The 16,984-nt window shown below is 45.6% G+C and carries 10 protein-coding genes and 1 pseudogene; 5 read left to right on the forward strand and 6 right to left on the reverse strand.

Annotated elements, in window-relative coordinates; genetic code table 11:
- Nucleotides 1-127 (forward strand): annotated as a pseudogene (locus A7325_RS13665) (IS982 family transposase); the annotation flags it as partial.
- 527 nt (nt 128-654) lie between these two features.
- On the opposite strand, the gene purL reads toward A7325_RS13665, so the two are convergent.
- Nucleotides 655-4,674 carry a phosphoribosylformylglycinamidine synthase gene (gene purL, locus A7325_RS03355; RefSeq protein WP_068404638.1) on the reverse strand — a complete coding sequence of 1,340 codons (4,020 nt, stop codon included), beginning with the start codon at nt 4,672-4,674 and terminating at the stop codon, nt 655-657.
- Nucleotides 4,675-5,076: 402 nt separating this feature from the next.
- On the opposite strand from purL, the gene A7325_RS03360 reads away from it, so the two are divergent.
- Both A7325_RS03360 and A7325_RS03365 read left to right on the forward strand, forming a co-directional pair.
- The gene (locus A7325_RS03360; RefSeq protein WP_068404640.1) at nt 5,077-5,571 is read left to right on the forward strand and encodes a pyridoxamine 5'-phosphate oxidase family protein; all 495 of its coding nucleotides are present in this window, start codon (nt 5,077-5,079) and stop codon (nt 5,569-5,571) included.
- 319 nt (nt 5,572-5,890) lie between these two features.
- Nucleotides 5,891-6,385 (forward strand): pyridoxamine 5'-phosphate oxidase family protein, encoded by a 495-nt coding sequence (locus A7325_RS03365; RefSeq protein ID WP_068404642.1) that lies wholly within the window; start codon nt 5,891-5,893, stop codon nt 6,383-6,385.
- Between the two features lie 136 nt (nt 6,386-6,521).
- On the opposite strand, the gene pgsA is transcribed toward A7325_RS03365, so the two are convergent.
- The 3 genes from pgsA to acs form a co-directional block, all read right to left on the reverse strand.
- A complete protein-coding gene (pgsA, locus tag A7325_RS03370; RefSeq protein WP_068404644.1) occupies nt 6,522-7,208 on the reverse strand; it encodes a CDP-diacylglycerol--glycerol-3-phosphate 3-phosphatidyltransferase in 687 nt (228 codons plus the stop codon).
- A 525-nt stretch (nt 7,209-7,733) separates the two neighbouring features.
- Nucleotides 7,734-8,939 (reverse strand): NAD(P)/FAD-dependent oxidoreductase, encoded by a 1,206-nt coding sequence (locus tag A7325_RS03375; protein ID WP_068404646.1) that lies wholly within the window; start codon nt 8,937-8,939, stop codon nt 7,734-7,736.
- Nucleotides 8,940-9,120: 181 nt separating this feature from the next.
- On the reverse strand, nt 9,121-11,082 hold the full coding sequence (gene acs / locus A7325_RS03380) for an acetate--CoA ligase (RefSeq protein WP_068404648.1): 1,962 nt from the start codon (nt 11,080-11,082) through the stop codon (nt 9,121-9,123).
- 437 nt (nt 11,083-11,519) lie between these two features.
- Here acs and A7325_RS03385 point away from each other — a divergent pair, with 437 nt between their 5' ends.
- Together A7325_RS03385 and A7325_RS03390 are read left to right on the forward strand one after the other, a co-directional pair.
- Complete coding sequence (locus A7325_RS03385; RefSeq protein ID WP_068404650.1) at nt 11,520-12,821, forward strand: NAD(P)/FAD-dependent oxidoreductase; 1,302 nt, start codon at nt 11,520-11,522, stop codon at nt 12,819-12,821.
- A 226-nt stretch (nt 12,822-13,047) separates the two neighbouring features.
- Nucleotides 13,048-14,040, forward strand: a complete 993-nt coding sequence (locus A7325_RS03390; RefSeq protein WP_068404652.1) for a pirin family protein — start codon at nt 13,048-13,050, stop codon at nt 14,038-14,040.
- A 114-nt stretch (nt 14,041-14,154) separates the two neighbouring features.
- Here the strand turns inward: A7325_RS03390 and A7325_RS03395 are convergent, their stop codons facing one another.
- Together A7325_RS03395 and A7325_RS03400 are read right to left on the reverse strand one after the other, a co-directional pair.
- Nucleotides 14,155-15,258, reverse strand: coding sequence for an alkene reductase (locus A7325_RS03395; protein WP_068404654.1), 1,104 nt, complete (start codon nt 15,256-15,258; stop codon nt 14,155-14,157).
- Nucleotides 15,259-15,582: 324 nt separating this feature from the next.
- A complete protein-coding gene (locus A7325_RS03400; RefSeq protein ID WP_068404656.1) occupies nt 15,583-16,926 on the reverse strand; it encodes an outer membrane protein transport protein in 1,344 nt (447 codons plus the stop codon).
- Nucleotides 16,927-16,984 lie beyond the last annotated feature (58 nt).

Consider the following 16,984-nt stretch of genomic DNA (forward strand, 5'->3'; position numbering starts at 1 on the left):
CTCACGCCATCGTAGTGTCACGGGGTTTATCACAAACTTGCTGTCAGGTTTGATTGCTTATTGCTGGTTTCCCTATAAACCCACCATCAAAAACATGCCTCAGCAGGGACAGGTAGCCATATTGTAAATAGTATCAATGAGTTACAATGTGGCTTATCCCGAACTGGGGTTTAGATAAGATACTTCATGCGAATGAATCTGAGGTCAATACTTTTCTTACAAAGCTAGACCATGGACAAGCTAACGGTGCAATATCTAACATGGTGCGTAAATCAAGTGACAGAGATATAGAAAATCTTCGTAATGGCGACTGGTTTTATTGAAAAGCTCGTAGTGTGCACCTAGCGCACCGATTAAAATTAAAGTTCAGACTAATTTATCATAAAATGGTCATTCAGAGGCGCGTTTTAGCCCCGACTGTAGCGGTATCCTGCTGGGTTGGGCAAGTTGCGGTGGCTAGAGTTTGAGGTAGTGTCGAGGTAACAGCAACATCTCAACTCGTGTCACCGCCTCGCCCAGACTGGCAGATATAAGCGAAAAGCGGGATTAGCTCCCCTACTTCTTAAAACTCAAATCCCAAACATAAAAAAGGTGAGCCGAAGCCCACCTTTTTTTATGTTTAAAACAATGATTTAAAACAACTTAAGCTATATCCTAACGCAACCAAGCGCGAGCGTTACGGAACATACGCATCCACGCTCCGTCCTCATCCCATGCTTCTGGTTTCCAGCTATGATTGTAGGCACGTAGCGTACGCTCAGGGTGCGGCATCATGATGGTGACGCGACCGTCGGTGCTACACAGACCCGTGACACCGCCGACCGAACCGTTCGGATTAAGCGGATAGGTCTCGGTTGGATGACCTTGGCTGTCGACAAAGCGCATGGCGAGCTGACCGTGTTTTGCCATACCGTCGATCTCGGTATTGTCCAGCGTGGCATAGCCTTCACCGTGCGCGACAGCGATTGGTAAGATACTATCTTGCATACCTTTGAACAAGATAGACTTGGTACGCTCGACTTTGACGTTGACCGTACGCGCCTCAAAGCGAGCAGATTTATTGGCAATAAATCTTGGAAAGTTTTCTGCGCCTGGGATGAGGTCTTTGAGCTGCGCCATCATCTGACAGCCGTTACAGACACCGAGTGAGAAAGTATCAGGACGGGCAAAGAAGCGCACAAACTGCATGCGCAATTCGTCATGGAACAAGATAGAGTTCGCCCAGCCAGAGCCTGCGCCGAGGACGTCACCATAACTAAAGCCACCACAAGCGACCAGACCGTCGAAGTCACGTAGATTAATACGACCTTCAAGTAAATCGCTCATATGGACGTCGACCGCTTCAAAGCCTGCTTGGGTAAAGCCTGCTGCCATTTCTGTCTGACCGTTGACGCCTTGCTCACGCAGGATAGCGACTCTTGGCTTACTTTCACGGCTAGCTAAATATGGCTCTTCAACTTTTTGATTGAGGTCAAAGTTTGGCGCAGCGATAAGTCCTTGATGGCTAGCATCAGAGATCAAGTCATATTCTTGCTGTACGCACGCTGGGTTGTCACGGCGACGGGCGATTTGATAGCTGACCTGACTCCACTCTTGTTGTAGCTCAGAACGCTTAAAGCGTAGCGTATCATCAACCATGAGTATTGGCGTTTGGATAATGAGGCTGTCTTCCTCACAGCTTTGACCGACGAGGCTTAGCATATCGCTGACGTTAAATTCTTCTGCCAATTGCATAAGAGCCGCGACGTTTTCTGGTAAGACTTGAATGACCGCGCCCAGCTCCTCACTGAATAACTGACCGAGTAAATTTTTATCGTCCAATGACAGCTTGATACCTTGTCGACTGGTGAATTGCATCTCTGCAATCGTTGCTAGCAAACCACCATCACCGATATCGTGATAAGCACTAATAACGCCTTGCTCGTTACCCGCTTGGATAAAGTTAAAGAAGTCGATTAAATCGCTTGGTTTATCGAGGTCAGGACACTCATTGCCCAATTGGCTTGCCGTTTGCGCAAGGATTGAACCGCCAAGGCGCAGTTTACCTTTTGATAAATCAATACGGTAGAAGGCGCTATCACCATTTATTAGCTCAGGCGTAAGCGTTTTTACCACGTCAATAACAGGCGCAAAAGCAGTAATCACGAGGCTCATTGGCGAAACGACTGATTTATCAGTGCTACCGTCTTCGTTGCTATCTGTCCAGTTGGCACGCATGGATAGCGAATCTTTACCAACTGGGATAGCGATACCCAATGCTGGGCATAGTTCTTCACCGATCGCATGTACGGCGTCAAACAATGCAGCGTCCTCATTGTCATCGCCACAAGCGGCCATCCAGTTTGCTGACATGGTGATGTCTGATAACTGGTTAATACGCGCGCCAGCAATATTGGTAATCGCTTCACCGACTGCTAAGCGTGCAGAAGCTTTTGGACTAATAAGGGCAACAGGCGTACGTTCACCGACGCTCATCGCCTCACCGCTCATTGGCTGACCATCTAGCGCTAATAAACCAGACGCGGTAACGGCGCAATCGGCAACGGGCACTTGATAGCGACCGACATATTGGTCACGGACTACCATACCCGTGATTGAGCGGTCACCAATGCTAATCAAGAAAGACTTACTCGCAACGGTTGGATGACGCAGCACATCTTTGATAGATTCAGCTAAATTAAAATCATTGAGCTCAAGCGGCGGCAACTCATTGTCTTGACGATTAAAGCTACGCTGCATCTGCGGCGTACCACCGAGCAATACTTGCATCGGCATATCGACTGGCTGCTCATCGAGCAATTCATCATCAACGATAAGCTGACGTATTTCCGTCGCTTCACCCAAGATGGCATACGGGCAACGCTCACGGGCACAAATCGCATCAAACTGCTCTTTGCTTTCAGGGCGAATTGCTAGTACATAACGCTCTTGCGCTTCGTTTGACCAAATCGCCATCGGCGACATGCCTGCTTCTAGCGACGGGATTTTACGCAGGTTTAAATGGGCGCCCATCTCGTGGTCATTGACCAATTCTGGCATGGCGTTTGATAGACCACCGGCGCCAACGTCATGTAATGAGACGATTGGGTTACCGTCCGCGCTGTTGTTACTAGCGTCGACATCGTTACCAGCCAAGGCCCAGCAGCGATCGATGACTTCTTGGCAGCGACGTTCCATCTCAGCGTTATCGCGCTGCACAGAAGCAAAGTCTAAACCTTCATCCAGCTCGCCGCTATCGACAGATGATGCTGCGCCGCCGCCCAAACCGATTTGCATCGCAGGGCCGCCAAGGACAATTAATAAGTCACCTTGTTGAATGGCATTTTTCTCGATGAGGTTGCGTTTGATATTACCGTAACCACCTGCCAGCATGATGGGCTTATGATAGCCGCGCATCTCGCTGCCGTCTTTTGCCGCTGAGGTATCTAATTGGAAACTACGGAAATACCCGCATAAGTTTGGACGACCAAACTCGTTAGAGAAGTTTGCTGAGCCGAGTGGTGCTTCGGTCATAATCTCAAGGCTGGTTGCCATACGATCGGGCGTACCGTAGTCTTGGGTGCTGACTTGCCCCGACTGCTCCCATTTTTCGGCAAGCTCTGGAATATGCAGATGTGATACATGAAAACCCGTCAAACCGGCTTTTGGTTTACCGCCACGACCGGTTGCGCCTTCATCACGAATCTCACCACCCGCGCCCGTCGCTGCACCGGCATAAGGGGCAATCGCCGTTGGATGGTTATGAGTCTCGACCTTCATTAAGATATCGATTTCTTCTTGATGAAAGTCATAAGGATGGGCAGAATTTACATCCGTGGCATCAGTCGGCACTGGGTAGTAACGCAGCCCCTTAGCACCAGCCATCACCGCGGCGTTGTCTTTATAAGCCGACAAGATACCTTGGGGATTGGCTTTATAAGTATTTTTAATCATTTGGAACAGTGATTTTGGTTGCACTTCGCCATCGACCGTCCACTCAGCGTTAAAGATTTTATGACGGCAATGCTCTGAGTTGGCCTGCGCAAACATCATGAGCTCAACGTCCGTTGGATTACGTTTAAGCTCATTGACGTAGGCATTCATTAGATAGTCGATATCTTCGCTCGACAAGGCAAAACCAAATTCTTTATTGGCATCCTCTAACGCTGATTGACCTTGGCCGATGACGTCAATGCGATTAAGCGACGCTGGCTGTTCATCATCAAACAGTTTATTTACGTCATTTAAATCATAAACTAGGCTTTGGGTCATACGGTCAAACAATAATTGCTCAGCGGCTTTAGGAAGCTTGTTATTGGTTGCGCTCAATTCACCGTCTGCTTTTGCATCAATCGTTAGGGTATAAACGATGACGCGCTCGACGCGTTTAATCTCAATTTCACAGTTATTAAAGATATCGGTCGCTTTACTGGCCCACGGCGAAATCGTCCCAAAACGCGGACCGACGATCACTTGTACTTGATTGGCCTCTGGAGCGGCAAGTTGAATATCGGCATGCATCCCAAACAAATCCAGCGCTTTTTTCTGCTCATCACCTACGAGGTCGCGCGATAGCACATAAACCTGCTGAGTATGAATCTGGCTGACATTTAGCTCGGTTTTTTGCTGAAACTGACTGATGAGTTGCTGCGTCTGAAAATCGGTAAGAAACGGTTGTCCGGCGATGGTCATCATAAAGGCATAATCCGTAAGATCAAGGCATCTCTGCCATGCAAAGTAAATGGTCTGCGTATTATAACAAGAAGCCCTGTAATAAGCAGGTCAAAACCGAGATAAAAAGCTTTTCAAAACAGAAATATTGCTCAGCTGGCGTCACAATTTTTACCTAATTCTTGTAAACCTTACAAACACTCACATCGCATTACTGGCGACCTATATAAATAAGATAGTGATAATCGCTATTCTAGTTGGCAGTTGCGATGAGTTAAGCGCGTCATAACGAGCTTGACAACTATAAATATAATCTGCTCATAAAAATTACTATAAACGGCGCTGGCTTGTCTAAACTGAATGATTAATAAGCAACCATAAGTTAAACAAAGAACCACTTACTATAATGATAAAAGGACAAACCAAATGAGTAACCAAGAGCATATCGCGAAAATCCAAGAAATTATCAAAGACGTAAAATTTGCCATGATGAGTACCACCAATAAAAAAGGTGACATTCACGCTTGGCCAATGACCACCAATAAAGCCGATGTCGCTGCCAAAGAAATTTGGTTTATCGGTGATAAAACCTCAGACGTCGTCAAAGACATCCAAAACGATGCCAGAATTGGATTAACGTACGCTACCCAAGACGAGAAAAACTATGTCTCTATCAGTGGTAACGCTGAATTATCAACCGACAAAGACAAGTTAGATGAGCTATGGTCGCCTGTTTATAACGCCTTTTTTGCTAACGGTAAAGAAGATGAAAACGTCCAATTGATTAAAGTAGTGCCACATGGTGCCGAGTGCTGGATCAGCGGTAGCTCAGTGGTCAATATGTTTAAAATGGCAACCGCAGCGGTACAAGAAGGTAAAACTGCTGAAGATTTAGGCGAGACTTTCTCCGTCTCTCTATAACCTCGGTTTCTGTAAGTTTTGCTGTCTTAATAATAAAAAAATAAAACACAAGACCGATACTTCAAACGCTAGTAAATTTTTATTTACTAGCGTTTTTTTCAACAAAATTTTATGGGTTTATTTTGTTTTATCAAAATCTTAAAGCTTACAAAGCGTCACAGCGTATTACAGAGCAGCTATATCGTTTTATTAAGCAACTTTATTATATTAATAACTGATTCCACGCATAACGAGTCATCGGCTAAGAGTTATTAATGATTCATTAATTATCTGTCGGTAGCTTTTAAACTGCCTATTTCAATAGTAAAGGATAACTATTATGAGTAAACAAGCGCAAATGGACACCATCCAAGCGATGGTAAAAGATATTAAATATACCATGATGACCACACGCAATGGCGAAGACCATCTGCACTCTTGCCCGATGAATACCACCGAAACCAGCATTGGCGCCAAAGAGATCTGGTTTATCGGACACACGCCATCTGAGACTGTTGATAACATTAAACAAAATGCGGAAGTAAATTTGGCTTATACCTCGAAAGGTGATGATAGGTATCTATCTATTTCTGGTACTGCTGAATTGATCGAGGATGCGGAAAAACTCAATGAACTATGGTCGGTTATGTATAACGCCTATTTTGAGCAAGGCAAAGAAGATCCAAGGGTACAGCTGATTAAAGTGGTGCCGCATGGCGCGGAATATTGGGCAAATGGTAATGCCATTACCAGCGCGGTCAAAATGACGGCGGCGGCAGTTACCGATACGGCGATTGAAAAAAGCTTAGGGGGAAATTTCTCTATTGAATTGTAATTATTTGATCATTAAATACAGTTAAAACTATGATAAATAAAAAACGCCAGTCACTTATCATGACTGGCGTATTTGTTTATGAGCGGTTTAAACTTAAGCGTGTAAACTTAATGACTAATAGCATTTATTCTACATACTAACCGCTTTGTTTTAAATACGGCCATGCAGCTCTTAAGTAAATCATCATCGACCATAAGGTTAAAATCACCGCCGCCACCATCAATATATAGCCTATCATTTCAAGCGATTGCCAATTTAACAATAACACAGTGATAGCGATCATCTGAAAAGTGGTTTTGAGTTTGCCGACATACGAGACAGCAACACTGGTACGATTGCCAAGCTCCGCCATCCACTCGCGTAGCGCCGAGACAGCAATTTCACGCGAGATAATCACAATCGCAGCAATCGCCATAATGATATTGGGATGCCACTGTACCAAGATAATCAATGCGGCTGCGACCATTAGCTTATCAGCGACTGGGTCTAAAAAGCGCCCAAACGCAGAGACCACGTTAAGCTTACGGGCAAAGTAACCATCGAGCCAATCGGTCACCGCGGCGATAATAAACACACCGGTTAGCAGCAAATGGCGCAGCAAACTGTCGCTAAATTCGCTCATACCTACCCGCGCGATGACATTGTCCGAAATCGCTGGCATGCCAATTCCCATGGCGGGTGGCCAATAAGCAATCGCCACAAATAGCGGAATCATTAAAATACGCGCAATCGTAAGATTGTTGGGTAAGTTAAAGATACTTCTGTCGTTTGGCGTTGGTAGCGGTTTTTGTTCTGGTGTGTGCAGCGGTGTACTCTCGGTCATGACAAACCCAGTTTATAGTGAACGATAAGAATGTGGCTAGCTTAGCATTTTTCAGCCATGTCGTCATGCTTCTGTGCCGGTTGGTTTTGGCTTTACTCAATTGCAAGTGTTTTTGAGCAAAAGATGCTTAGCAAAACGATTATGATGATGATTTTTAGCTAATAATCGGCGGACAATTAACCAAAACGTAATGACATGTAAGCAAGCTAGGTAAATCGACCAATTTCAGTTATGATGACTGTGTAATAAATACAGTTGTACACTGGAAATTGTAAGCAGATGTGATAATTTCTTGAAATCATAGATTTTGTCGTCATCTTTATATTAACAATAATAAATCTTGATCAATTTACTTGTGGCTCGTTATTCAGTAGTAGCTCGGTCGCATGATAAGTTTTCCTCAGCCCACGACACCTCCTTCGTGGGCTCTTTTTTTGCCGGTAAGTTAATGATTTATATAAATTCAAATTTATTATGATGTAATACGTCTAAGTTTAATTCCTTAAAGCCTTTATTATCTGTAAATTAAACCATCGCTGCCACCGTCTGCGCTGCCATTTGATAGCAGCTTTCGATATTACCTTGCCCGCACCAATCGCCGCTGACAATCCATTGTTGCTTATCATCAACCAATACTCCTAACTGCTCTTTATGAGAAGCGGTTACGGTTGCAGCAAAACGCCAACGGTGACAGTTAACTTGGCTTGGCGCGCTGTCGGTTTGCCAGTTTAGTGCTTGCTTGGCGGCTTCTAACAACTTTGCTTTTATGGTATCGATATCGTCATCGACGTGCTGCTCTGACCAGTCGTTGCGCGCATGAATGGTCATGCTGGGTAATAGCGCATGATGCTCAGGCTTATGATGTTCGATAAATATTCTATCAATGATAGAATTCTGTACATAAGCCACATCCCACGCCGTGTCCCAACAGCTTAGCGCCTCAGGTAATGGTTGGTTCTCATTCCAACCAAGCATTAAGCTATAGCACGCCTGCATTGTTGGCTCAGTGATTTTTGCGCATTCACTAAAGCCGCTATCTGCCATCAGCTCGACGGCTTGACCATTTGGCACCGTACAAATCACCCAATCAAAATGACCAAGACTGTTGCCATTTTCATCGAATAGCTCAGTTTTATTACTGGTTTTTTCACTGGTTTTGTCGTTAGTTTTATTATTGTTGTTGCTATCTGGCGTTTGCTTATATTGAGATAATGGCGCGACGCGGGTATTAAACTTGATGGTGCTATGCTGCAATTCATCAGCCAATGCTCGCCCCCAATTGGTCATCTTTGGCGTGCTGATATAACGCGCTTGCGTACTGCCCCATTGCTCTTTGAGGTGAATATCGAGTGTCTGATTATTCGCAGACATTGGCGTTAAGCTCACTACTCGCGCGCACCAAGGCTGTAGCAAACCTGTCTGCAACCACGGCTCAATAAATTGTTGAAAGCTTGTGGTTTTGGTGGTAAAAAACTGCGCTCCAAATGCCCATTGCCAGTTTTTATCAGTAAGGCTATCGCTGCGGTAACGTGTTGCTAGACGCCCGACGCTGCGTGATTTCTCAAAAATAGTGATTTCTGGTATTAAGGATTTGTCATTAATTTTCTGCTCATTCATTTGGCTAAAAGCGCGTTCTAATAAGGTGGCAGTAAATAGCCCCGTTAAGCCAGCACCGATAATAGCAATTTTTGGCGCTGATGCCTGCGTAGGCTGCAAAGAAGAGTTCGGCATAATGACGTTAAACCTTGTAAATGTAGAGAAAAACAAAAGTTATTGAAACTTTAAAGCGCGCCAATAGCAATAACCTCTAGGTAAAAAAACCATACTATTTACGATAGTATGGCTTTTGAAGAAGGGAAAAATTAGTTTAGTGCATATCCTTTTAGTATATCCAATTATCGAATCATACTCTTTAATCTCCGCGTTCCGCTTTGACCACGTCAATCAGCTCATTGATGACAGCGCTATCAGCGAGGGTCGATAAATCGCCCAATCCAACATACTGCCCTGCGGCAAGATTTCGCAGGATACGGCGCATGATTTTACCAGAACGCGTCTTGGGTAAGACGTCCACCATATAAATAGCATCCAAGTTAGCAATCGGGCCAATCTCCGCGCGCACGTGGCGATTGAGCTCGGATTTTAAAGCATCCGTTGCGGTTTCGCCCGATTTTAGAATGATAAAGGCACAAACCCCCATGCCGCGAATGTCATGCGGCATACCGACAATCGCCGCCTCAGCCGTTGCTGGGTGTGCAACCACCGCGCTTTCAATCTCTGCCGTGCCCAAGCGATGCCCGGCAACATTGAGCACATCATCCACGCGTCCAGTAATCCAGTAGTGACCGTCTTCGTCACGCTGCGCACCATCACCAGTAAAATAATAGCCCGGATATTCTGTAAAATAGGTTTTTAAAAAGCGCTCGTGATCGTTATAAATGGTACGCATCTGCCCCGGCCAGCCGCCACTAATCGCAAGGTTACCTTCTGCCGCACCTTCTAAGACATGGCCATCAGCATCGACGACGACCGGCTCGATGCCATATAGCGGATTCATCGCCGCGCCTGGTTTCATATCGACAGTACCCGGTATTGGTGCCAGCAAGATACCGCCGGTTTCCGTCTGCCACCATGTATCGACAATCGGACATTTACCGCCGCCAACGACATGATAGTACCAGTCCCACGCTTCTGGATTGATCGGCTCACCAACCGTCCCGAGCAAACGCAAACTTGAGCGATCCGACTCACGGACAAAGGTATCGCCCTCTTTCATCATCGCACGGATGGCCGTCGGTGCCGTGTATAAAATCGTGATTTGGTGTTTATCAATAATATGTCCAATACGCGCCCACGTCGGATACTCTGGCACACCTTCGAACATGACCGTCGTCGTACCATTGGCGAGCGGTGCATAAGTAGCATAAGTATGACCGGTCACCCAGCCGACATCGGCGGTACACCAGTAGACATCGTCTTCTTTGACATCAAACACATCGCGAAACGTAGAAAGCGCATAAGTGATATAACCGCCAGTGGTATGCAGCACGCCTTTTGGCTTGCCGGTAGAGCCTGAAGTATATAATAAAAACAGCGGATCCTCGGCATTCATGACTTCAGGCTCGCAATGCTTCGATTCGCCATCGACCAAACTGTGATACCAGACATCGCGGCGACCGCTCATCGGCACAGAGTTACCCGTACGATGGACGACCACGACATTGGTCACGCTATCGGTGCCATCCATGTCTAACGCACGGTCGACATTGGCTTTGAGCGGCGTGCGTTTATTACCGCGAATACCTTCATCGGCGGTAATGACCAATTTTGATTGGCTATCGATAATGCGATTGCCCAAACTCTCGGCAGAAAAACCGCCAAATACCACCGAATGTACCGCCCCGATGCGCGTACACGCCAGCATGGCGACCATCGCTTCTGGTATCATTGGCATATATAAAGTGACACGGTCGCCTTTTTTGACCCCAAGTTTGCGCATGGCATTCCCGAGACGACACACCGCTTCGTGCAGCTCTTTAAATGAGATGATTTTGTGCAGCGATGGATGGTCACCTTCCCAAATAATGGCAGGCTTATAAGGGTGATTTTTTACATGGCGATCAAGGCAGTTAACTGAGATATTAAGCTCACCGTCTTCATACCATTTGATATGAAAATCTTCTAAGTCATAACTGACATCGCTGATTTTGGTGGGTTTTTTTATCCAATCAATCAGCTCGGCACGCTTCGCCCAAAAGGCATCGTTCGCCTCAGGTGACGCAATAGATTGTTGGTATTCTTTGGTGTATTGCTCAGCGCTAGTATTGGCAGCGGCGACAAACTCAGCCGCGATAGGAAATGATTTTTGAGTCATCGTAGTCATCCTTTTTTAATTATTCTGACTTGTAGCGGCTGTCGTTGCGACTATCATTAAACAAGTAGCATAAAACCATCATCATCAAACGACTGGTAGTTAATGGCTTATGTTAAATATGAACGGCAAACGGTGGCCTATACAAGTGATGTCATCTTCCATAATGTCTGACACTTAAGTTAGTTTGACAAATAAGCAGCGTCGTTGCAAGACGTCGAGCGCAAAACACAACAATTTCGCTGCACAGCTGTATACTTAATCAAGGGTAGCGACTTTTATAAGTTGACTGGGCAAAAATATTTAATCCTTGTAACCTGCTACAAAACATGGACAATAGCTACCCTTTATGATTAAAACGCCCACTCGGCTACTTTTTAATTTTACGATTTTTTTTATTTTTATTCTTTAAAGTTTAGCGCTTTTTGGAGCCTATCATCATGGAAAATCCGCGCAATACAGCAGCACACAATTACTACGATGTCATCGTCATCGGCGCTGGTGCGTCGGGGTTATATTGTGCGCTCACCGCGGGTCGCCGTGGTCGCCGCGTCTTGGTGCTCGACCATGCCAATAAAGCTGGTAAAAAAATCCTCATGTCAGGTGGTGGACGCTGCAACTTTACCAATTACTTCGTCGAGCCTGAGCATTTTATCGGCAGCAACGCCCATTTTTGTAAATCCGCGCTCAGCCGTTATCCGAGTTGGGAATTCATTGCTATGGTTGAGCAGCATAAAATTCCTTACCATGAGCGCGAGCACGGGCAGCTATTTTGTGATGATTCGGCGCAAGATATTTTAACCATGCTCCTCGATGAATGCGCTGCCGTGGGCGTGCAAGTCAAGCTCAATACCCACATCGAACAAGTAAAAACTGATGAGAATAATAAAAAATCTCGCTTTGAATTAATTACCAGCAAAAACCTGAGTAAAAAAGAAAAGCAAGAGAGAAAAGACAGCGGCAATCAAAGTAAGTTGCCGCAAACCAGCTATCGCTGCGAGTCGCTTGTGGTAGCGACGGGCGGCTTATCAATTCCGACCTTAGGTGCGAGCGGCTTTGGTTACGAGCTGGCGCAGCAGTTTGGTCATACGTTAGTCGCAACTGATGCCAGCCTTGTGCCATTTACCTTTACCGATAAAACGGGTGAGCTGATTCGTACGCTTGCCGGTATCAGTCTGCCGGTGATTGCCAGTAATGAGCGCATCTCCTTTAAGCTACCGCTGCTCTTTACCCATCGCGGGCTGTCGGGCCCAGCTATGCTGCAACTGTCTAACTATTGGCATGTTGGCGAAACCATCACTATCAATTTACTACCTGAAATCGATATGACTGCGCTTTTACTTGCTCATAAAAAATCGCACCCACGCCAGCTTATCCGCACGGTCTTGGCAGACAATACCAACAATGCTTTGCCGAAAAAACTGCTGGCAGCGCTACAAACGCATTTGTGGGACGATATCAAAGATACCGAGCTTGCCAATATTAAAGATGAGCGCTTGATAGAGCTTGGCGCGACGCTGAACGGCTGGCAGCTAAAACCGTCTGGCACTGAAGGCTATCGAACCGCTGAAGTCACACGCGGCGGCATCACAACCGATGAAGTCTCGTCAAAGACCATGCAAAGCAAATATCAAGACGGGCTATATTTTATCGGTGAAGTGCTCGATGTCACCGGTTGGCTTGGCGGCTATAACTTTCAATGGGCGTGGGCCAGTGGTTTTGTTTGCGGCGAAGTGGTTTGATGTTAAGACAGACCCTTAATTTAAACGGTAAGCATTCAAACGCTAGCCTTTCAAACGCCAGCGATGCAAATTTAAAAACACTAAATATTTGACTATTTTGAATTTAACCACCATATAAACCCATACAGATTTAGAATTACTTAAGAGTAGGTATTTCATTCCTATTAAAGAATGACGGTGAAATAAATAAGTATTCTTTAATACAGTTAGGCTGACGAGGTAAGCAATGCGCGCCATCAAACATATTCATAATAATAAAGCACCGCATTGGGTCGGCGATGGTTTTTATGTCAAAACTTTGTTTAATCATTTAGATAACGAAGCTGATTTTAATTATCAGCATACCGATCCGTTTTTATTATTGGACTATGGTCAGCCGACCACCTTTGCGCCAAATCCAAACCATGAGAATGGGCCGCACGGTATCGGGCAGCATCCGCATAAGGGTTTTGAGACGGTGACGATTGCCTACGCCGGCGAGATTAGCCATGCCGATTCGGCTGGCGGTTGTGGCATCATCAAAGAAGGCGATGTGCAATGGATGACCGCAGGGCGCGGCATTATGCACGAAGAATTCCACTCACCCGACTTTAGTCGCCGTGGTGGACTTTTTAGCATGGTGCAATTATGGGTCAATTTGCCGAGCGCCCATAAGCTGACTGCCCCTAAATATCAAACGCTAAAACGCGCTGATTTGCCTATGGTTGATTTAACTGATTTTGAGAATGGACATGCTCTTGGTCAAGCAGCAATTATTGCTGGTGAATGGCAAGACACTAAAGGCGCAGCAAGTACCTTTACGCCAATCAATATGTGGAATATTGCCTTGCATAGCAGTGGCTCAACGATGCTGCAAGTGCCAAACAATCATAACATCATGATATTGGTACAAGAAGGCACGCTACTGGTTAATGATAAGTCAGTAAGCGCAGGCAGTCTGATTCAGTTTACAGCGCCGACTGATACTGATATCGCTATTGACTCTGCCAATGAACAAGCAACAACGCAGATAAACGATAGCATTAAGCTGACGTACCCCAAGCTAGCTGATGATAAGATTTCTGGTGATAAGCCATCGTCAAGCATAGTTAAACTGCTACTATTAAGCGGTGAGCCGATCGGCGAACCAGTGGTAGGCTATGGTCCTTTTGTCATGAATACCCAAGCGGAGTTAAAACAAACATTTCGTGATTACCAAACGGGTAACTTTGGTAAATAGCTAAATATTACCCATTAAAAAGCCACCTTACTGTTATTAGCAAGGTGGCTTTTTATTCATTATCGCTTTATTTTAATCGATAAAGCCAATTTAAAATAGCTATCTTAGAAATATTTAAGCTTGTTTTAAAAAAGGATAATCGGTATAGCCTTCTGTACCGCCGCCATAAAAGCTTTGCGGATGTTGCTCATTGAGCGGTGCACCTTCGCGGATACGCTCAGCTAAGTCCGGATTGGCAATATAATCACGGCCAAAAGCAACGGCATCGATATAGCCATCCTTAATATTCTGCTCCGCTTTTTCAGGGGTATAACCACCCGCAGCAATTATCATTTGCCCAAACGCATCACGAACGCGCTGACGGAATTCTGTGCTATAAGGCGTACCACCTGCCCAATCAGGCTCAGAAAGATGCAAATACATCAGCCCGCGCTTATTAATTTGCTCAATAAGCCAGATATTTTCGTCTTCATGGTAGCCTGCTTCGACATTATTAAAGGTACCAAGCGGTGAGATGCGAATACCAACATGGTCAGCGTCCCACGCAGCCACGCAAGCATCGATAACATCAAGGATCAAACGCGCACGGTTTTCGCGGCTACCGCCATATTCATCATTACGTTGGTTGGTTTGCTCAACCCAAAACTGATGCAGCAGATAACCATGCGCGCCATGAATCTCTACGCCATCAAACCCTGCTTCTTTGGCGTTTTTAGTCGCAAGCCCAAAGTCAGCGATAACTTGCTTTACTTCCTCAAGCGTGGCTGGACGCGGGGTTGTAGATTCAACGCGAATTGGTTGGTTATTACTGTCACGCAATGTCGTGCGCACGCCCACATGAACATCAGACGCCGAAATAGGCGCCTTGCCTTCCGGCTGGACGCTTTCATGTGAGACCAAACCGGTGTGCCATAGCTGCACGACAATTTTACCGCCTTTAGCATGGACATTATCGACGATGGTTTTCCACGCCGTCGTCTGATCTTCGGTATGAATACCGGGCGCGCCTGCATAGCCTTTTGCTTGAAAAGAAACCTGCGTTGCTTCGGTAATGACCAATCCTGCGCCACTACGCTGGGCATAATATTCATTGGCTAGTGGCGTAGGAACATCGCCCGGCTCGACCGCGCGTAAGCGGGTTAAGGGAGCCATAATGATGCGATTTTTTAGAGTTTGGGTACCCATTTTTACGGGTTCGAATAAGGTATCGTGTGCCATGTGGAGCCTTGTTTGTTGTTATAAAATAGATTTATAAGAATTATTGAGCTTTGATAAATAGCCATGCTAATTGTTAAGACAGCCATTTATCAGCCGAGTTCTTTATAAGGGTAGATACCGCGATTCCAAGTAATACTTACAAACAAAAACATCGACGCAAGTATATTTCCAACCTTTCAAACGCTATTATTTATGTGACCTTATAAGGGTGTTAAGCTAATAGAATCATTAATTTTTGCTAAAATTTAGTAATAAAAAAAGCACCTACTTTTAAGTTAGTGCTTTTTCTAATCGCTACTTTTAACAAACAATCTCAGTCAATTTTTAAAAATGATAACCCAATTTCATGCCAAGTGCGTAGCCAGTACCATCATCGATATTGGCCACTCGCCCATCAATCTTGGTATCGACTGGACCGCCTTCAAACCACATATATTGACCGCCCGCAGACACACTAAGCTGCTCAGTGAGTTTATATTGCGCGCTTAGCCCCAAGCTTTTGATAGAGTCATAAGGTCCTAATAAACTGAGCGGTGCGCCAGTGCCATGATCATAGCCCAAACGCACTTCGCCTAAAACTTTTGGATTAAACTGCTTACCCAATGCCACTTCAACCGCATAACCATCTTTTTTATAGGCGGCTAAAGGCTCTTGTGTCGATAATGTCGCTAAAGGCGGGGCAACATTAAAGTTACTCCAATCTACCCAGCGCGCGTTAACCATTCCTAATAACTGATACTTTTCACTCAGACCGGTTTGGAAATCGAAATTGACCGACTGCGGCATTTTCACTTCGGTCTTGCCTGCTAGCGGTAAGGCAACTTCATCAGTAGCTGGTCCCGGCGTTACGCCATCACCACCAGCGATAGGCGGCAAAATAACTTGCAGGTTTTCTACGCCAGATACCTGATATTTGGCAGGAGCGCGATAGGTTAATGCGGCACGCAAGGCAATCTCTGGCTTTTCATACGCCATTCCAACGACGGGCACTAGCGTATTTTCGTTTTCAAAATCTAAGGTATAATAAGTCGGTGCTGTCGCCACAGGATTGATGGCCGCTTCATTGATAGCGCCCAAAGTTGCCGCTTCAGTTGGCGTAATCGTGCCATTATTTTGTTTATTGACCAAATCATAATAAGCGGTAGTCGTTGGAATACCAAAAAGCGCGCCCGCTTCATCGATTACTTGCGAAACAGCGGTAGTCAAACCGACTGGCTGCGCGCCCGTTATATTGCCTTTTAACGTTTGGTATTCAAGACCACCATATAACCAAACATTATTGCCAATCTTACCGCCGCCCAAAAGCGTGATGCCAGTTGTCTCTACTCGCGCTTCAGTTGTACCCATGCGATTGTTAAATATATTTCCTGCAGGGTATTCGGTATCGACACCAAAGGGCTGCTCATAAATCACTGCCAATGCCGTATTGGCGGTCGGGGCGATTTTGACAGCGGCACCGGGTAAATCAAAGTCGTCCATCATATCGCCGATTTTATTACCAGCGGCATCGGTGCCTTCAATTTTTGGGTCAACATACGCATAAGATAGCTCGGCATAATTACCCGGCTCAAAAAAAGGCGCAACCGACTGTTTGCTGTATTCGATGCCAGCGGCATGCGCTGAGCTAATAGCCAGACCTAACGCTGTTAAAGCACTGGCAGTGAGCAAATAGCGCGAAGAACGAGAAAGGGAAGCAGAATTCGTAAATCCTAAAAAAGGCGTTGAG

Source organism: Psychrobacter sp. SHUES1, from assembly GCF_001652315.1.
GTDB lineage: Bacteria > Pseudomonadota > Gammaproteobacteria > Pseudomonadales > Moraxellaceae > Psychrobacter > Psychrobacter faecalis.